Origin of the sequence: Streptomyces sp. NBC_00984, assembly GCF_045162475.1 — a bacterium.
GTDB lineage: Bacteria > Actinomycetota > Actinomycetes > Streptomycetales > Streptomycetaceae > Streptomyces.
Window position 1 is genome coordinate 5,727,454 of sequence record NZ_CP108734.1, and the last position, 16,091, is coordinate 5,743,544.

At 68.8% G+C, this 16,091-nt stretch carries 19 protein-coding genes, 1 tRNA gene and 1 riboswitch; of the genes, 12 read left to right on the top strand and 8 right to left on the bottom strand.

What is annotated here, in order from left to right; genetic code table 11:
* The first annotated feature begins 9 nt into the window (after nucleotides 1-9).
* Both OG520_RS25550 and OG520_RS25555 read left to right on the top strand, forming a co-directional pair.
* On the top strand, nucleotides 10-288 hold the full coding sequence (locus tag OG520_RS25550; RefSeq protein WP_399329644.1) for a MoaD family protein: 279 nt from the start codon (nucleotides 10-12) through the stop codon (nucleotides 286-288).
* Complete coding sequence (locus tag OG520_RS25555) at nucleotides 288-1,238, top strand: PLP-dependent cysteine synthase family protein (protein WP_266418699.1); 951 nt, start codon at nucleotides 288-290, stop codon at nucleotides 1,236-1,238. Before OG520_RS25550 ends, OG520_RS25555 begins: the two co-directional genes overlap by 1 nt.
* Nucleotides 1,239-1,319: 81 nt before the next feature.
* Here the strand turns inward: OG520_RS25555 and OG520_RS25560 are convergent, their stop codons facing one another.
* The gene (locus OG520_RS25560) at nucleotides 1,320-1,835 is read right to left on the bottom strand and encodes a type II toxin-antitoxin system PemK/MazF family toxin (RefSeq protein ID WP_406014732.1); all 516 of its coding nucleotides are present in this window, start codon (nucleotides 1,833-1,835) and stop codon (nucleotides 1,320-1,322) included.
* Between the two features lie 177 nt (nucleotides 1,836-2,012).
* Here OG520_RS25560 and OG520_RS25565 point away from each other — a divergent pair, with 177 nt between their 5' ends.
* Complete coding sequence (locus OG520_RS25565; protein WP_406014733.1) at nucleotides 2,013-2,765, top strand: MBL fold metallo-hydrolase; 753 nt, start codon at nucleotides 2,013-2,015, stop codon at nucleotides 2,763-2,765.
* A gap of 84 nt (nucleotides 2,766-2,849) precedes the next feature.
* Here the strand turns inward: OG520_RS25565 and OG520_RS25570 are convergent, their stop codons facing one another.
* Nucleotides 2,850-4,115 carry a PTS transporter subunit EIIC gene (locus OG520_RS25570; protein WP_266418705.1) on the bottom strand — a complete coding sequence of 422 codons (1,266 nt, stop codon included), beginning with the start codon at nucleotides 4,113-4,115 and terminating at the stop codon, nucleotides 2,850-2,852.
* 270 nt (nucleotides 4,116-4,385) lie between these two features.
* Nucleotides 4,386-5,696, bottom strand: a complete 1,311-nt coding sequence (locus tag OG520_RS25575; RefSeq protein ID WP_389971825.1) for a PTS transporter subunit EIIC — start codon at nucleotides 5,694-5,696, stop codon at nucleotides 4,386-4,388.
* Nucleotides 5,697-5,918: 222 nt separating this feature from the next.
* Between OG520_RS25575 and OG520_RS25580 the strand changes: the two genes are divergently transcribed.
* From OG520_RS25580 to rdgB, 4 genes are all read left to right on the top strand, one after another.
* On the top strand, nucleotides 5,919-6,152 hold the full coding sequence (locus OG520_RS25580) for a glucose PTS transporter subunit EIIB (protein ID WP_014156020.1): 234 nt from the start codon (nucleotides 5,919-5,921) through the stop codon (nucleotides 6,150-6,152).
* A 152-nt stretch (nucleotides 6,153-6,304) separates the two neighbouring features.
* The gene (rph, locus tag OG520_RS25585; RefSeq protein WP_389971823.1) at nucleotides 6,305-7,042 is read left to right on the top strand and encodes a ribonuclease PH; all 738 of its coding nucleotides are present in this window, start codon (nucleotides 6,305-6,307) and stop codon (nucleotides 7,040-7,042) included.
* 102 nt (nucleotides 7,043-7,144) lie between these two features.
* Complete coding sequence (locus OG520_RS25590) at nucleotides 7,145-7,537, top strand: hypothetical protein (RefSeq protein ID WP_406014734.1); 393 nt, start codon at nucleotides 7,145-7,147, stop codon at nucleotides 7,535-7,537.
* 21 nt (nucleotides 7,538-7,558) lie between these two features.
* Nucleotides 7,559-8,161, top strand: a complete 603-nt coding sequence (rdgB, locus tag OG520_RS25595) for an RdgB/HAM1 family non-canonical purine NTP pyrophosphatase (RefSeq protein WP_406014735.1) — start codon at nucleotides 7,559-7,561, stop codon at nucleotides 8,159-8,161.
* Between the two features lie 53 nt (nucleotides 8,162-8,214).
* Here rdgB and OG520_RS25600 read toward each other — a convergent pair.
* The 4 genes from OG520_RS25600 to bcp form a co-directional block, all read right to left on the bottom strand.
* Nucleotides 8,215-8,289 (bottom strand) — tRNA-Leu (locus OG520_RS25600).
* 15 nt (nucleotides 8,290-8,304) lie between these two features.
* Nucleotides 8,305-8,904, bottom strand: coding sequence for an HNH endonuclease signature motif containing protein (locus tag OG520_RS25605; RefSeq protein ID WP_406014736.1), 600 nt, complete (start codon nucleotides 8,902-8,904; stop codon nucleotides 8,305-8,307).
* A gap of 248 nt (nucleotides 8,905-9,152) precedes the next feature.
* Nucleotides 9,153-9,776 carry an HNH endonuclease gene (locus tag OG520_RS25610; RefSeq protein WP_406014737.1) on the bottom strand — a complete coding sequence of 208 codons (624 nt, stop codon included), beginning with the start codon at nucleotides 9,774-9,776 and terminating at the stop codon, nucleotides 9,153-9,155.
* A gap of 162 nt (nucleotides 9,777-9,938) precedes the next feature.
* The gene (gene bcp / locus OG520_RS25615) at nucleotides 9,939-10,406 is read right to left on the bottom strand and encodes a thioredoxin-dependent thiol peroxidase (protein WP_389971813.1); all 468 of its coding nucleotides are present in this window, start codon (nucleotides 10,404-10,406) and stop codon (nucleotides 9,939-9,941) included.
* 128 nt (nucleotides 10,407-10,534) lie between these two features.
* Between bcp and OG520_RS25620 the strand changes: the two genes are divergently transcribed.
* The 3 genes from OG520_RS25620 to OG520_RS25630 all read left to right on the top strand — a co-directional run bounded on the left by OG520_RS25620 (nucleotide 10,535) and on the right by OG520_RS25630 (nucleotide 11,737).
* Nucleotides 10,535-10,855: a DUF3618 domain-containing protein gene (locus tag OG520_RS25620; protein ID WP_072484096.1), complete on the top strand. Its 321-nt coding sequence runs from the start codon at nucleotides 10,535-10,537 to the stop codon at nucleotides 10,853-10,855.
* Nucleotides 10,856-10,916: 61 nt separating this feature from the next.
* On the top strand, nucleotides 10,917-11,255 hold the full coding sequence (locus OG520_RS25625) for a co-chaperone GroES (protein WP_030923137.1): 339 nt from the start codon (nucleotides 10,917-10,919) through the stop codon (nucleotides 11,253-11,255).
* A gap of 57 nt (nucleotides 11,256-11,312) precedes the next feature.
* Nucleotides 11,313-11,377: riboswitch (guanidine-III (ykkC-III) riboswitch) on the top strand.
* Nucleotides 11,378-11,416: 39 nt separating this feature from the next.
* Entirely contained in the window at nucleotides 11,417-11,737 is a 321-nt protein-coding gene (locus tag OG520_RS25630; RefSeq protein WP_329818232.1) for a multidrug efflux SMR transporter, read from the top strand.
* On the opposite strand, the gene OG520_RS25635 is transcribed toward OG520_RS25630, so the two are convergent.
* Entirely contained in the window at nucleotides 11,731-14,190 is a 2,460-nt protein-coding gene (locus OG520_RS25635; RefSeq protein ID WP_406014738.1) for a transglycosylase domain-containing protein, read from the bottom strand. The genes OG520_RS25630 and OG520_RS25635 overlap by 7 nt on opposite strands.
* A 179-nt stretch (nucleotides 14,191-14,369) precedes the next feature.
* Between OG520_RS25635 and OG520_RS25640 the strand changes: the two genes are divergently transcribed.
* Nucleotides 14,370-15,170 carry an ABC transporter permease gene (locus OG520_RS25640; RefSeq protein WP_406014739.1) on the top strand — a complete coding sequence of 267 codons (801 nt, stop codon included), beginning with the start codon at nucleotides 14,370-14,372 and terminating at the stop codon, nucleotides 15,168-15,170.
* Nucleotides 15,171-15,189: 19 nt separating this feature from the next.
* Complete coding sequence (locus OG520_RS25645) at nucleotides 15,190-16,068, top strand: ABC transporter permease (RefSeq protein ID WP_399329657.1); 879 nt, start codon at nucleotides 15,190-15,192, stop codon at nucleotides 16,066-16,068.
* Nucleotides 16,069-16,091: the final 23 nt, after the last annotated feature.

Consider the following 16,091-nt stretch of genomic DNA (forward strand, 5'->3'; position numbering starts at 1 on the left):
GCCCACGCCATGGCCATCGAGGTCCGCATCCCGACCATCCTCCGCACCTACACCGACGGCGCCAAGTCCGTCGAGGGCAACGGAGCGACCCTCGCCGACCTCCTCACGGACCTGGAGAGCCGCCACAACGGCATCCGCGAGCGCATCGTCGACGGCAACGAACTCCGCCGCTTCGTCAACGTCTACCTCAACGACGAGGACGTCCGCTTCCTCGACGGCATCTCCACCGAGCTCAACGACGGCGACAACGTCACAATCCTCCCGGCCGTCGCCGGCGGCATGAACTGATGCGGTACGACAGCCCGCTCGCCGCGGTGGGCAACACCCCGCTCGTCCGCCTGCCGCGGCTGTCACCCTCGGACGACGTCCGCATCTGGGCCAAGCTGGAGGACCGCAACCCCACCGGCTCGATCAAGGACCGCCCCGCGCTCCACATGGTCGAACAGGCGGAGAAGGACGGCCGGTTGACCCCCGGCTGCACCATCCTGGAGCCCACCAGCGGCAACACCGGCATCTCGCTCGCCATGGCGGCCAAGCTCAAGGGCTACCGCATCGTGTGCGTCATGCCGGAGAACACCTCCCAGGAACGGCGCGACCTGCTCGCCATGTGGGGCGCCGAGATCATCTCCTCCCCGGCGGCGGGCGGCTCCAACACAGCGGTGCGCGTCGCCAAGGAACTGGCCGCCGAGCACCCCGACTGGGTCATGCTCTACCAGTACGGAAACCCGGACAACGCGGGCGCCCACTACGCCACCACCGGCCCGGAGATCCTCGCCGACCTCCCGTCCGTCACCCACTTCGTGGCCGGCCTCGGCACCACGGGGACGCTCATGGGCGTCGGCCGCTACCTGCGCGAACACAAGCCGGACATCCGGATCGTCGCCGCCGAGCCGCGCTACGACGACCTGGTCTACGGGCTCCGCAACCTCGACGAGGGATTCGTCCCCGAGCTCTACGACGCCTCGGTCCTCACCACCCGCTTCTCCGTCGGCTCGGCGGACGCGGTCACCCGTACCCGCGAACTCCTCCAGCAGGAGGGCATCTTCGCGGGCGTCTCCACCGGCGCGGCGCTCCACGCGGCGATCGGAGTGGGGAACAAGGCCGTCAAGGCGGGGGAGCCGGCCGACATCGTCTTCGTCGTCGCGGACGGCGGCTGGAAGTACCTGTCGACGGGCGTCTACACGGCCCCGACCACGGAAGCGGCCATCGAGACGCTGCACGGCCAGCTCTGGGCGTAGGGCCCCGGACCTGTCCGGCGGATCAGGGCCGGACAGGCCCAGGGCGCGGGCGAACCCCGCCCGCGCCCACCCCGCCCCACCTCATCCGAGCCCCCGCACCCGCTCCCACACCGCCGCGTCCACGACCCCCACCCGTCGCCGGAACCCGCGCACGGCGACCTCCCGCAGCTCGTCCGTCTCCAGGAAGCTCGCCCGTCCCTGCGCGTCCCCCACCGTCCCCGCGGGCAGCACGATCACCCCGGGCCGGTCCTCGTGACGCTTGCTGGTGATCTTCGCGACGAGCGCCGAGTCGCCCCGTACCGACAGCACCAGACACGGCCGGTCCTTCCCCCCGGGCCCGTCCTCGTACGGCACCTCGGCCCACCAGATCTCGCCCGGCCGCGGCCTCCGCTCCGGCCCCGGCCCCCGTCCGGGCCCCGCCGGCGGGCGGGTCCGCCCACCCGGACGCCCACCGGTGCGCGTACCCGCCGTACCCGCCGACCTGCGGGAACGCCCACGAGGGCCGCGACCGCCCCGCCCCCGCCCATCGGCGACCGCCGCGACGAGCGCGAGCAGCACGACAAGAACGAGCGCGATCCACCACCAGGACATGTCCATGTCCCGACCGTACCGGCGTCACCACCGCTTCCATCGAACCGGTGACAGAGCAGGTGAGTTCCCCCACAACGGACGGCCGTGGAGGAGCGACCGGCTGTTTCGCGCCTTACGCTCGACAAACCGCTCAACAGACCGCACGAACCCTCCCCGTTCCCACGTCTCGGAGGTTCACGCTCCATGAAGCTCACCGTCGTCGGCTGCTCCGGCTCGTTCCCGTCCGCGGGATCAGCGTGTTCGAGCTACCTCGTAGAGGCCGACGGCTTCAGGCTGCTCCTCGACATGGGCAACGGCGCCCTCGGCGAGCTGCAGCGCCATGTCGGTCTCTACGACCTCGACGCCATCTTCCTCAGCCACCTCCATGCCGATCACTGCATCGACATGTGCGCGTACTTCGTCGTCCGCTACTACCGGCACGACGGGGGCCGCTCCGCCCCCCTCCCGGTCTACGGGCCCGACGGCACCGAGCAGCGGCTGACCACCGCACACGCCGACACCCCGTCCGAGCACGCGATGAGCGAGGTCTTCGACTTCCACACGCTGAAGCCGGGATCGTTCGAGATCGGCCCCTTCTCGGTCCGTACGGAGAAGGTCTGCCACCCCGTCGAGACCTTCGCGATCCGGATCGAGCACGGCGGCCGCTCGCTGGCGTACTCCGGTGACACGGGGATCTGCGACGCCCTGGACGAACTCGCCGAGGGCGTCGACCTGTTCCTGTGCGAAGCATCGTTCGTCCATGGCAAGGAGGACATCCCGGACCTCCACCTCAACGGCCGCGAGGCGGGCGAGACCGCCGCCCGCGCCGGAGTGGGCCGCCTCGTCCTGACCCACATCCCGCCGTGGACCGACGCCGACCGCAACCTGGCCGACGCCCGCACGGTCTTCCACGGACCGGCGGAGGTAGCGGTGCCGGGAGCGGTGTACGAGGTCTAGGGTCTCTCGTTCGGATCAGGCCGCACGACGAAGCCCTCACCTCCCGCCGTGGGAGATGAGGGCTTCGTCGTGCGGTGGCGAGGGTTACTTCGCCTCGGCCTTGAGCAGCTCGGCGAGCTCCTCGTCGGACTCACGGCCCGGAGTGGGCAGGTTGAACTTGGTGATCGCGAAGCGGAAGACCGCGTAGTAGACCACCGCGAAGCAGAGGCCGACCAGCACCAGCAACCACGGTTTGCTCGCGATGCCCAGGTTCAGGAAGAAGTCGACGGCACCCGCGGAGAAGCCGAAGCCGTCCTTCATACCGAGCCCCCAGGTGAGGGCCATGGAGACACCGGTGAGCACCGCGTGGATCGCGTACAGCACCGGGGCGATGAACATGAACGTGAACTCGATCGGCTCGGTGACACCGGTCACGAACGCGGTGAGCGCGAGCGAGAACATCATGCCGCCGACGACCTTGCGCCGCTCCGGACGGGCGCAGTGCACGATCGCGAGGCACGCGGCCGGGAGGGCGAACATCATGATCGGGAAGAAGCCGGTCATGAACTGTCCGGCCGTCGGGTCACCGGCCAGGAAGCGGTTGATGTCGCCGCTCTTGCCGTGGTACTCACCGGCCTGGAACCACGGGAACGAGTTCAGCAGGTGGTGCATGCCGACGGGGATCAGCGCACGGTTGGCGACACCGAAGATGCCCGCGCCGACCGCGCCGGAACCGACCAGCCACTCGCCGAAGTTGTGCAGCCCGGTGCCGAGCACGGGCCAGATGTAACCGAAGACGACGCCGATGACCAGACCCGCGAAGGCGGAGAGGATCGGGACCAGGCGGCGGCCGCCGAAGAAGCCCGCCCAGGCGGGCAGCTTCGTCCGGTAGAACTTCTGGTAGAGCAGCGCCACGACGATGCCCATCACCACACCGCCGAGGACCTTGGCGTCCACGGGGGCGTCCGTCATGACTATCTTGCCGTCGACCACCGTCGCGACCTGCGGAAGGTTGCTGTCGGTGAAGGTGGCCAGCACCTTCTGGAAGACCAGGTAGCCGGTGACGGCCGCGAGCGCGGTCGAACCGTCCGACTTCTTGGCGAAGCCGATCGCGATGCCGACGGCGAACAGCAGCGCCATGTTGTCGAGGATCGCGTTGCCACCCGCGTCCATGAAGCTCGCGATCTTGGTGACGAAGTCCGGGAACGAGGCCCTGCCGAGCATGTCGTCGTGGCCGAGACGCACCAGGAGCGCGGCCGCCGGCAGCACCGCGACCGGCAGCATGAGGCTGCGGCCGATGCGCTGCATGACCGACATCACGCCGGCACCCTTCTTCTTGGTGACCGCGGGTGCGGTGTCTGCCGTGGACATCAGCTTCCTCCATGGGACAAGGCGCCGCCCAGGTCGTTTGAGGGGGGAGGCGACGACTCGACAAACGCGGCAGAACGCCACGTGGTCTGGACCACTCAGTGGTGTAGACCAGTTTTAGCATGGTGAGCTACAGATAAGGAACCTGCAAATTCCGATTACTTCGCATGAGCTATCACCCACGCTCGGTGACATGCCGAAGGCCCCCGGACCGCGTGGGTCCGAGGGCCTTGGGGGGACTGCTCCGGCGGGGCCGGAAACCTTTTCGACCTGCTACTTCGTGAGGTTCCTCTCGATCTCCTCCTCCAGCTCATCGGGCTCGCGGCCCGGCGTCTGGAGATTGAATTTGGTGATCGCGAACCGGAAGATCACGTAGTACACGGCGGCGAATACCAGGCCGATCGGAATGATCAGCCAGGGTTTGGTCGCCAGGCTCCAGTTGATGACGTAGTCGATCAGACCCGCCGAGAAGCTGAAGCCGTCCTTGACCCCGAGTGCCCATGTCACCGCCATCGAGACACCGGTGAGCACCGCGTGGATGCCGTACAGCAGTGGTGCGACGAAGAGGAACGAGTACTCGATCGGCTCGGTGATGCCCGTCACGAACGACGTCAGGCCGACCGAGAGCATCATGCCGCCGACCGCCTTGCGGCGATGCGGCTTGGCGCAGTGGTAGATCGCCAGCGCCGCCGCGGGGAGGGCGAACATCATGATCGGGAAGAAGCCCGAGGTGAACTGGCCGGCCGTCGGGTCGCCCGCCAGGAAGCGGTTGATGTCACCGTGCACGACCGTGCCGTCCGGCTTGGTGAAGTCGCCGAACTGGAACCAGACGAACGTGTTCAGGAACTGGTGGAGGCCGATGACCAGCAACGCGCGGTTGGCGAGACCGAAGATGCCGGAGCCCACCCAGTCCAGGTCCACCAGCCACTTGGAGAAGCTGGTCAGGCCGTCACCGATCGGCTGCCACAACCAGGCGCACAGGCCCGCGAAGAGGAGGCCGACGAAGGCCATGATGATCGGGACGAGCCGGCGGCCGTTGAAGAAGCCCAGCCAGTCCACCAGCTTGACCCGGTGGTACCGCTGCCAGAACCAGGCGGACAGCAGGCCCATCACGATGCCGCCGAACACGCCGGGGTTCTGGTACTCGGCGGCCGTGACCTTGGCGTCGCCGGTCACGCAGGTACCGAACCAGGTGCCGCCCGAGGTGAACGTCGAACCCGGGGCGCAGTCCACCGGGAAGGCGTGCAGCACCGCGTAATAGACGAGGAAGCCGGCCACCGCGGCGAGCGCGGTCGAGCCGTCCGACTTCTTCGCCATGCCGATCGCGACACCGATGCAGAACAGCAGTGGAAGGCCGAGGCCCGAGTCGAGCAGCGCACCGCCCGCAGCCGCGAACACCTTGGCGATGTTGTTCCAGCCCAGGCCCTCGTCGCCGAATACGTCCGGCTGGCCCAACCGGTTGAGAATGCCGGCCGCCGGCAGCACGGCGATCGGGAGCTGGAGGCTGCGGCCCATCTTCTGGAGGCCTTGGAAGAGGCCGTTCCACCACGTCTTCTGCGGCACTGCGGCACTGCTCGAGCTCATCGGCATCCTCCCGGAACACGGTGCGTTCGGCGGTCGTTGCAGACTGGTGTAGACCAGTTGAGGTACGGTGCGTAACCCGCCTGGAAGACAGGGCGCCGGTGATCGTCATCATTGAGGACGGTCCGGCCACCCGCTCGCGAAGCTGGGCCAAACGTGCGTTACGGTGACGAAACGGACCCAGAGCGGGCCGTCGCACGCATGTGAAGAACCAGGGAGAAGGCCATGGCCAGCAAGGCTGAGAAGATCGTCGCCGGGCTCGGCGGTATCGAGAACATCGACGAGATCGAAGGCTGCATCACCCGCCTCCGCACCGAGGTCCACGACCCGAGCAAGGTCGACGAAGCCGCGCTCAAGGCCGCCGGAGCCCACGGCGTCGTGAAGATGGGCACCGCGATCCAGGTCGTCATCGGCACCGACGCCGACCCCATCGCCGCCGACATCGAAGACATGATGTGACCGGCCGCCGGACCCCCCGCTGAGCCGACCGCTCGGCACCGTACAGGCCCCGCCCACCCCGACGGGGCCTGTGCCGCACCCGGACCGGGTGCGGACCGGGACCGCCCCGCACCCGAACGGACGCCACGCCCGCACCCGATAAAGTCGACGCCATGTCTCGTATCGACGGCCGCACCCCCGAACAGCTCCGCCCCGTCACCATCGAACGCGGATGGAGCAAGCACGCCGAAGGCTCCGTACTCATCTCCTTCGGCGACACCAAGGTCTTCTGCACCGCCTCCGTCACCGAAGGCGTCCCGCGCTGGCGCAAGGGCAGCGGCGAGGGCTGGGTCACCGCCGAATACTCCATGCTGCCCCGCTCCACCAACACCCGCGGCGACCGCGAATCCGTCCGCGGCAAGATCGGCGGCCGCACCCACGAGATCAGCCGCCTCATCGGCCGCTCCCTGCGCGCCGTCATCGACTACAAGGCGCTCGGCGAGAACACCATCGTCCTCGACTGCGACGTCCTCCAGGCCGACGGCGGCACCCGCACCGCCGCCATCACCGGCGCCTACGTCGCCCTCGCCGACGCCGTCACCTGGGCCCAGCACAAGAAGATCGTCAAGCACGGCCGCAAGCCGCTGACCGACACCGTCTCCGCGATCAGCGTCGGCATCGTCGACGGCACCCCCCTCCTCGACCTCTGCTACGAGGAGGACGTCCGCGCCGAGACCGACATGAACGTCGTCTGCACCGGCGACGGCCGCTTCGTCGAGGTCCAGGGCACCGCCGAGGCCACCCCCTTCGACCGCAAGGAACTGGGCGCCCTCCTCGACCTCGCCACGGCCGGCTGCGCGGACCTGACCGCCATCCAGCACGAGGCCCTCGCCCACACCCTCGGCGAGTAAAGAAGCAACCAAGTACGCACCACAGCGCGTCGTTACGAACACGGGCGCACGGGTCGAACCGTGCGCCCGTCCGCGTATCCGCATCCGGGGAGGAACCGCACCATGGCCAAGGCCGCCCGCCATCGCCGCATCACCGTCGCGCTGACCCTGACCGCCCTCGCCCTCACCGCAGCGTCCGGCTGCGGCGCCGTCGACAAGGCGCTGGACTGCGTCCGCACCGCCGACGACATCGCCACCAGCGTCGACAACCTCCAGCAGGCGGTCTCCAACGCCACCAGCGACCCCACACAGGCCTCCGAAGCCCTCGACGAGATCGAGAAGGACCTCGGCGACCTCGGCGACAAGACCGACAACGCCGACCTCGGCAAGGCCGTCGACGACCTCCAGAAGGGCGTCGGCAACGTCCGCGACTCCATCGACAAGGGCGACGCCACCCCCGACATCACCCCGGTCACCGACGCCGCCGCGGAGATCGGCAAGGTCTGCACGCCCTGACCACCCCCGATACTGGGTGACATGACCCGCCTCATCCTCGCCACCCGCAACGCCGGGAAGATCACCGAACTCCACGCGATCCTCGCCGACGCCGGCCTCACCCATGAGCTCGTCGGCGCGGACGCGTACCCCCACGTCCCCGACGTCAAGGAGACCGGCGTCACCTTCGCCGAGAACGCCCTGCTCAAGGCCCACGCCCTCGCCAAGGCCACCGGCCTCCCCGCCGTCGCCGACGACTCCGGCCTCTGCGTGGACGTGCTCGGCGGCGCCCCCGGCATCTTCTCCGCCCGCTGGGCCGGCACCCACGGCGACGACAAGGCCAACCTGGACCTGCTCCTGGCCCAGCTTTCCGACATCGACGCGCCCCACCGCGGCGCCCACTTCGCCTGCGCGGCCGCCCTCGCCCTGCCCGACGGCACGGAACGCGTGGTCGAGGGCCGCCTGACGGGCACCCTGCGCCACACCCCGTCCGGCACGAACGGCTTCGGCTACGACCCGGTCCTCCAGCCCGAGGGCGACACCCGCACCTGCGCGGAACTGACCCCGGCGGAGAAGAACGCGATCAGCCACCGGGGCAAGGCGTTCCGGGCACTGGTGCCGGTGGTGCGGGAGCTGGTGGGGTGACGCGGCAACGCCCGGCCCCTTGTTGAGAGGGCCGGGCGTGCTCGGCTATTCGGTGCGCCCGGTCGGACTCGAACCGACACAAACACGACTACCTAAAAGTCGCCGCTCACCAGTTGGCGTACGGGCGCAGAACGAAGCCAAGGTTACCGTGCTACGCGGAGCCGGTGGGAGCGATTGGAGAAGCTTGGGGTTTGGCTGTGGCAGGACGGGCACAGGTAGCGCAGGTTCTCGCGGCGGTTGTCGAGCCGATCGCCATTGATGTGGTCGATCTCCAGGACGAGGCGCTTGCCCTGCCACACTCCTCCCAGACCGCATTCGCCACAGGCTTGCGGTGCCCCGGTCTCGTCGAGTGCTCGTCGCAGCAGGGCCGTCTTTGTCCTCGGCGCCCCGGCAGGGAGTCGTTGCAGGATGTCCTGCGCCGAGCGGCGGGTGGAGGGAGAGCGGCCTGCGTTGTGTCCTTGTCCCACGAAATGGGCTGTCGACAGTTCGTACACCGCAATGCTTCGCTGGGCCTTTGCTCTTCCTGCGCCACCGGAGGGATGCTTCCCGAGCACGCGCATCACCCCGGCCATGCTGAGTGATTCTGCGACGGCCCGAGTGATCTCTTCGCGAGGGAAGCAGAGCCGGTCGCCCTGGCGGCGGGGGCCGGTGAAATGTGCGGTATCTATGCCGAACTTCTCAAGCTTTCGGCTGATGTGGGAGTAGAGGCTGTCATACGGCACGACGCCCATGAACTCAAGCATCTCGCGGATGCTGTGTGAGTTGGCTGCTGCCTCCTGCAGGCGTTCTCTGGGGTACGAACGGGCTGGCTGAGGAGGTAACGGCTCATCCATGAAGTGCGACGTGTCGATGTCGTAGTGCGCCAGTCTGATGCGGAGGTACCGGCGAGGTCCGCTGGCGAGAGGGGCGTCGAGTCGACGCATGAGATCGACAAGGCTTGTCGCCGCAGCTGCCGCCCGGGCAAGCAGCTCGGGTGTGTACCGCGGCCTGTTCAAATCGTTGCCCGCCGCTTGCGTCCACGGTAAGTGTCCGTCACCGCATGGCAGTTGGGGCACAGTAGTCGCAGGTTGCCCGGACGATTGTCCCACCAGTCGCCATTCATGTGGTCTACCTCAAGCCGCAGCGGCTTGTTGTTCCACTCGGTGCCTGTGCCACACGATGCGCAGTGTTCCGGCACCCCGATGCGGATGAGTTCCCGGCGGAGCCGGTCGCCGGGAGTCCTTCCATCCAGTGGCGACTTCAGAGTGAGCAGATTGCCGCGTGGGCCCTTTGGGCAGCGCGGGGGCGTAGAGAAATGCGATGTGTCGATGCCCAGTGCTGCGATTCGGCGGCTGATGTGAGTGTGGTTGCCTCCAACCGGGCTGATGCCCAGGCGTCGGAGGACATCAGTCATGCTGGCGGACTCGGCGACCACCTCGCGCAGCCGCGTTTCCTGATGGCGGATCCGCCCTGTCGTGAAATGGGATGTGTCTACGCCTGCCTGCGCCATCTTCTGGCGCAGATAGCTCCGGCTCCCCGGCGTCGGTGTTCCCCCGCACCAGCGGACCGCATCGTTCGTGTTCGTGGTCTCCCGCGCCGCCTCTTCGAGTAACTCGCGGGTGTATCGAACCGCCACGTTCCCCTCCGTATCCGGCCGCGTGTTCGTGGCCTCGTACGGATCAACGAGCCATTTATCGGAGTGTCACGTCCGATATCCGACAAGATGTGGAATGCCCTGTGCCGCTTCGGTCGAGGACGAAGCGGCACAGGACATTCCGGGGGCCGGGAGACGGTCGGCTCAGATGCCGAGGTCCTTGATGATCTTGGCGACGTGGCCGGTGGCCTTGACGTTGTAGAGGGCGCGCTCGACCTTGCCCTCCTCGTCCACGACGATCGTGGAGCGGATGACGCCCGTCACCGTTTTGCCATAGAGCTTCTTCTCGCCGAAGGCGCCGTATGCCTCAAGGGTCTCCTTGGACGGGTCGCCGACCAGGGTGACCTTGAGGTTTTCCTGCTCGCGGAACTTGGCGAGCTTCTCGGGCTTGTCGGGGGAGACGCCGATGACGTCGTATCCGGCACCGGCGAGCAGCTCCAGGTTGTCGGTGAAGTCGCAGGCCTGCTTGGTGCAGCCGGGGGTGAGGGCGGCCGGGTAGAAGTAGACGATGACCTTGCGGCCCTTGTGGTCGGCGAGCGAGATCTCGTTGCCGTCGGCGTCGGGGAGGGTGAAGGCGGGGGCGGTGTCGCCGGGCTGGAGTCGCTCGCTCATGGTTCTCCTCAGGTGGCACGTGGGGTGTACGGGACCGAGCGTAATAGGGGTGCCGCCGGGTGCGCGGGTGGTCGAGCTGACAGACTGTCGATGAAGGTTTACCGGACGAGGACCACGGAGGCGGCGCAGTGTCGGATGCCAGGACCCCTGCGCAGATCGAGGCGGACATCATCAGCAGGCGCGAGCAGCTCGCGGTGGTGCTCGATGAGATCGGGGTGCGGGTGCACCCGGATACGATCATGGGTGATGTGAAGGCCAAGGCCGTCGAGGCCGTGGACCGGACGGCCGGGCGGGCTTTCGTCGCGGTGAACCGGGCGGTGTCGGACGTGAAGGCACAGTTCGTGTCCGAGGACGGGGCCCCGCGGCTGGAGCGGGTGATTCCGGCGGCGCTGCTCGCGGTGGGTGTCGTGGGTCTGGTCGTGGCGTCGAAGCGGCGCCGGAAGAGCTGATATCGCGGCCCGTGCACCCCGGAGGGGTGCGTGGCCGCGGCGGGCAGGTAGGTTGCGGGGCGTGAGCGAGAACACCGACGACAAACTGCCCATCCGCATGCTGCACGACCGCGTGCTGGTCCGGTCCGATACGCCCGAGGGCGAGCGGCGTTCCGGTGGCGGCATCCTGATTCCGGCGACGGCCGCGGTCGGCCGTCGGCTGGCCTGGGCCGTGGTGGTCGCGGTGGGTCAGAACGTGCGGACGGTGGAGCCGGGCGACCGGGTGCTGTACGACCCCGAGGACCGTGCGGAGGTCGAGGTGCGGGGTGTGGCGTACGTGCTGATGCGCGAGCGCGACCTGCATGCGGTGGCGGCGGACCGGTTCGAGGGATCGGTGGATTCGACCGGGCTGTATCTGTAGACGCGCAGCAGTTGTGAGTGGGGCCTGGTGACCGGTGTCACCAGGCCTTTTGCATGTTCTTTGCTACGGTGGGGTGACCCCGACGAGACGCGCCGTACCGGGCTTCGAAAAGACGACGCACCCGTGTTGTTCGCGTGTTCTGTCTGGTCGGAGGTGCCGTCATGGCCTGGGTTCTGCTCGTTGTCGCCGGTCTGCTGGAAGTGGCCTGGTCGATCGGGATGAAGTACACCGAGGGGTTCACCCGGCTGTGGCCGAGTGTGTTCACCGGCCTCGGGATCGTGGCGAGCATGGTGATGCTGTCCCATGCGGCCAGGACGCTGCCGATCGGTACGGCGTACGGCGTGTGGGTCGGTATCGGTGCGGCCGGTGCGGCGATTCTGGGCATGGTGGTGCTCAACGAGCCGGTGACCGCCGCCCGGATCTTCTTCGTCTGTCTGCTGCTGGTCGCCGTCGTGGGGCTGAAGGCGACCTCGGGTCACTGACGCGGGGCCGCCGGGGTGCCCCGGGTGCCGGGGAGGAGCGCGTTGCCGTCCCCGCCGATGTCGTTCCCGCCCGCGCCCCTGCCCCCGCCGTTGTCGCCGCCGCGGGGGTCGCCGTTGTCACCGCCGCCGTTCTGCGCGCCGCCGTGGTCCGTCGTGCCGCCGGCCGGGCTGCCGGTCTCCGTGCCGCCGGTCTCCGTGCCGCCGGTGGCCGGTGCGCTGCTTGTGGGGGTCGAGGGGCTGCCGGGCGGGGTGCTTCCGGGGCTGCTGGGCGGGGTGCTGGAGGTGGTTTCGGAGGGCGTTCCGGTGTTCTCGGGGCTGGATTCCTCGCCGGTGGGCGGGGCGGGTTCCTCGGCGCCGCTTTCGAGTTGGAGGTCGAAGTCCGTGGCCGTGGTGGAACGCAGGGCGGCCTCGGTGTACTGGGCCCAGGTCTGGGCGGGTGCGCCGCCGCCGTTGATGCGGGCGAGGCCGAGTGCTCCGTACAGCGGTTTCTGTACGCCGGTCTCGGGGTCCTGGCCCATGACGGCGACGACGGTGGTGAGGTCGGGGGTGTAGCCGGCGAACCAGGCGGCCCTGTCCTCCTCGGCGGTGCCGGTCTTGCCCGCGGCGGGGCGTCCCGCGCCCTGGGCGGCGGTGCCGGTGCCGCCCTCGACGACGCTCTGGAGGATCGCGGTCGTGGTGTCGGCGGCTTCGCGGCTGACCGCCTGCTCGGTGTGCCCGCTGTCGGGGAGCTTGAGGTCCTCGCCGTCCTTGCTGATCCGGTCGACGAGGGTGTACGCGCGGTGCCGGCCGTGGTTGGCGAGGGTGGCGTACGCCTCGGTCATGTCCAGGACGCTGGCGGTGGAGACGCCGAGTGCGATGGACGGGGTGGCGGTGAGGTCGGGGGTGTTCTTCGGGAGGCCGAGGCCGATGGCGGTCTGCTTGACCTTGTCCGGGCCGACGTCCTCGGCCATCTGGGCGTAGACGGCGTTGACGGACTTGTCGGTGGCGGTGGAGACGGTGATGGGCCCGTAGTCGATGTCGTCCTCGTTGGCGGGGGCGTATCCGGTGGGTCCGTGGGGGCCCTGGACCATGCGTTTGTTGGTGCCGTCGTAGAGGGTGTTGGGGGTGATGAGCCGGCCGTCCTGGGTGGTGGAGCCATTGGCGACGGCGGAGGTGAAGACGAAGGGCTTGAAGGTGGAGCCGACCTGGTAGTCGCGGCGGGTCGCGTTGTTCACGTACTGCTTGGTGTAGTCGATGCCGCCGTACATGGCGACGACGCGGCCGGTGCCGGGGTCGATGGAGGCGCCGCCGACGCGGACGTTGCGGTCGGCCTTGCGGTCGGGGCTGGTGTGGGACATGACGTTGTCGTCGACGGCCTTGACGAGGGCGTCCTGCTTCTTCTTCTCCAGGGTGGTGGTGATGCGGTAGCCGCCGGTGGCGAGGGTGTTCTCGTCGATGACGTCGTTGCCGGTGAGGTAGTCCTCGACGGCCTGGACGAGGTAGCCGCGCTGTCCGGAGAGCCCGGTGGACGGCTTGACCTTGCCGGGTACGGGGAACTTCATCGCGGCGCGTTCGCCGGCGCCGAGCCACTTCTCCTTGACCATGCCGTCGAGCACGTAGTTCCAGCGTCCGAGGGCCGCGGCCTTGTTCTCGGGGTGGACGACGACGTCGTACGCGCTGGGGGCGTTGAGCAGGGAGGCGAGGTAGGCGCCCTCGGCGGTGGTGATGTCGCCGATGTCCTTGGAGTAGTAGGCCTGGGCGGCGGCCTGGATGCCGTAGGCGTTGCGGCCGAAGTAGCTGGTGTTGAGATAGCCCTCGAAGATCTGGTCCTTGGACTCCTCGCGGTTGAGCTTGACCGCGATGAAGAACTCCTTGATCTTGCGGATGACGGTCTGTTCCTGGCCGAGGTAGTAGTTCTTGACGTACTGCTGGGTGATCGTCGAGCCGCCCTGCTTGCCCTTGCCGGTGAGCGTGTTGAAGGCGGCACGGGCCATGGCCTTGAGGTCGACGGCCCGTTCGGAGTAGAAGTCGCGGTCCTCCGCGGCGAGGACGGCGTGCTGGACGGTGAGCGGCACCTGGGCCAGCTTGACGTTCTCCCGGTTGACCTCGCCGGAGCGGGCGAGGACGCTGCCGTCCTTGTAGAGGTAGACGTTGGACTGTGCGGTGGCGCTGGTGTTGGCGGCCGGGATGCCGACGAGTTCGTATCCGGCGATGAAGCCGCCGATCAGGAGCGCGGCGACGAGGAGGACGGCGCCGAGGACCATCCGCCAGGTGGGGACGGCGCGGCGCCATCCGGTGCGCTTGGGGCGCTCGGGTTTCTTCGCCTTGCCGCTCCCGTTGCCCGTACCGCCGGACGCCCCGTCCTCGCCGCCCGTACCGCCGGGCGTCCCGGCGGCGCCGTGGGCAGCAGGGTCCCTCGGGTCCCAGCCCCGGGGTTCGTGTTCCCCGCTCGGCTGCTGTGGCTCGTCGCTCATGTCCGTGCAGACTCCTCGGCCGCGGTCAGTTCCCCCATAGTGCCCTTTTCTACGGAATAAGCACCGGATCGACCCCGAATCGCCCCCCGAAAAGCGGTCGCGGCGACCGTCCCTGTTGAACTAGGGTCGTGCGCTTTGGTGTCCAAAGCCGTTGGGCACCTGGCGAGGGGGTGCATGCGGTGCGGTTATACGCGGTGGTGGCGGCGGGAGGGTTCCGGCGCTACGCCACCTACCGGACCGCCACGGCGGCGGGAGTGTTCACCAATACCGTCTTCGGGTTCATCCTGGCGTACACCTACGTGGCGTTGTGGGACGAGCGCCCGCAGCTCGGCGGCTACGACATGTCCCAGGCGCTCAGCTACGTCTGGCTGGGGCAGGCGCTGCTGATGACCTGTTCCATGATGGGCGGCGGCTTCGAGGACGAGCTGATCGAGCGGATCCGCACCGGCGACATCGCGGTCGATCTCTACCGGCCCGCGGATCTCCAACTGTGGTGGCTCGCAGGCGATCTGGGCCGTGCCGCGTTCCATCTGCTGGGGCGCGGCATCGTGCCGATGCTGGTGGGATCGCTCGCCTTCGATCTGGCGCTGCCGTCGTCGCCGGGGGTGTGGGTGGCCTTCCTCGTCTCGGTGGCGCTCGGCGTCGTGGTGAGTTTCGCGATCCGCTATCTGGTGGCGCTCTCCGCGTTCTGGCTGCTGGACGGGGCGGGGACGGCGCAGATGGCCTGGCTGGCCGGGATGTTCTTCTCCGGGATGCTGCTCCCGCTGACGCTGTTCCCCGGGGTGCTGGGCGACGTCGCGCGGGCGCTGCCGTGGTCGTCGCTGCTCCAGGTGCCGGCCGATGTGTTCCTCGGCAAGTACCCGGGGTGGGAGCTGGCGCGGGCGTACGCCTTCCAGGCGGGCTGGGCACTGGCGCTGCTGCTGGTGGGGCGGATGGTGCAGTCGGTGGCGACGAGGAGGGTGGTGGTCCAGGGTGGCTGACACGACCGGTGCGGTGGAGGTGGCCGGGGCGGCGGACGCGCCCGGTGGCCGGCCCGCGGACTGGCCCGAGGCGGTGTTCGCCGAACGGTCGAGGCTCGTCGAGGGTGTCCGGGCGTACGGGCTGATCGTGATGATGTGGCTGCGCTCGACGATGGCGTACCGTGCCTCGTTCGCCATGACGGCGTTCGGGAACTTCGCGGCGACCGCCTTCGACTTCGTCACGATCCTGCTGATGTTCTCGCACGTGGACGAGTTGGGCGGCTACACACTGCCCGAGATCGCTCTGCTGTACGGGGTGTCGGGCACCGCGTTCGGCCTCGCCGACCTGGTGCTGGGCTCGATGGACCGGCTGGGTCGGCGGGTGCGCGACGGCACGCTGGACACCTTGCTGGTGCGGCCGGCCCCGGTGCTCGCCCAGGTGGCGGCGGACCGGTTCGCGTTGCGCAGGCTGGGGCGGGTGCTCCAGGGGCTGTTGGTGCTGGGGTACGCGCTGGTGACGCTGGACATCGGCTGGACGCCGCTGAAGGTGGCGATGGTGCCGATGATGCTGCTGAGCGGGGCGGCGATCTTCGGGGCGCTGTTCGTGGCCGGGGGAGCGTTCCAGTTCGTCGCGCAGGACGCCGCCCAGGTGCAGAACTCCTTCACGTACGGCGGGAACACACTGCTCCAGTACCCGCCGTCGGTCTTCGCGAAGGACCTGGTGCGCGGCGTGACATTCGTGGTGCCGCTGGCCTTCGCGAACTGGCTGCCCGCGCTGTACGTGCTGGGCCGGGAGTACCCGCTGGGGCTGCCGGACTGGGTGGCGTTCCTGCCCCCGGTGGTGGCGGGTCTGTGCTGGCTGCTCGCCGGTCTGGCCTGGCGCTCGGGCCTGCGCGCGTACCGCAGCACCGGAAGTTGATCCACAACATCGAACGAGGCAGG

Excerpts from the sequence above, each read along its gene's own strand:
- OG520_RS25550 (WP_399329644.1), top strand. The coding sequence starts at position 10 with ATGGCCATCGAGGTCCGCATCCCGACCATCCTCCGCACCTACACCGAC.
- OG520_RS25555 (WP_266418699.1), top strand. The coding sequence starts at position 288 with ATGCGGTACGACAGCCCGCTCGCCGCGGTGGGCAACACCCCGCTCGTC.
- OG520_RS25560 (WP_406014732.1), bottom strand. The coding sequence starts at position 1,835 with ATGGACATGTCCTGGTGGTGGATCGCGCTCGTTCTTGTCGTGCTGCTC.
- OG520_RS25565 (WP_406014733.1), top strand. The coding sequence starts at position 2,013 with ATGAAGCTCACCGTCGTCGGCTGCTCCGGCTCGTTCCCGTCCGCGGGA.
- OG520_RS25570 (WP_266418705.1), bottom strand. The coding sequence starts at position 4,115 with ATGTCCACGGCAGACACCGCACCCGCGGTCACCAAGAAGAAGGGTGCC.
- OG520_RS25575 (WP_389971825.1), bottom strand. The coding sequence starts at position 5,696 with ATGAGCTCGAGCAGTGCCGCAGTGCCGCAGAAGACGTGGTGGAACGGC.
- OG520_RS25580 (WP_014156020.1), top strand. The coding sequence starts at position 5,919 with ATGGCCAGCAAGGCTGAGAAGATCGTCGCCGGGCTCGGCGGTATCGAG.
- rph (WP_389971823.1), top strand. The coding sequence starts at position 6,305 with ATGTCTCGTATCGACGGCCGCACCCCCGAACAGCTCCGCCCCGTCACC.
- OG520_RS25590 (WP_406014734.1), top strand. The coding sequence starts at position 7,145 with ATGGCCAAGGCCGCCCGCCATCGCCGCATCACCGTCGCGCTGACCCTG.
- rdgB (WP_406014735.1), top strand. The coding sequence starts at position 7,559 with ATGACCCGCCTCATCCTCGCCACCCGCAACGCCGGGAAGATCACCGAA.
- OG520_RS25605 (WP_406014736.1), bottom strand. The coding sequence starts at position 8,904 with ATGCTTGAGTTCATGGGCGTCGTGCCGTATGACAGCCTCTACTCCCAC.
- bcp (WP_389971813.1), bottom strand. The coding sequence starts at position 10,406 with ATGAGCGAGCGACTCCAGCCCGGCGACACCGCCCCCGCCTTCACCCTC.
- OG520_RS25630 (WP_329818232.1), top strand. The coding sequence starts at position 11,417 with ATGGCCTGGGTTCTGCTCGTTGTCGCCGGTCTGCTGGAAGTGGCCTGG.
- OG520_RS25635 (WP_406014738.1), bottom strand. The coding sequence starts at position 14,190 with ATGAGCGACGAGCCACAGCAGCCGAGCGGGGAACACGAACCCCGGGGC.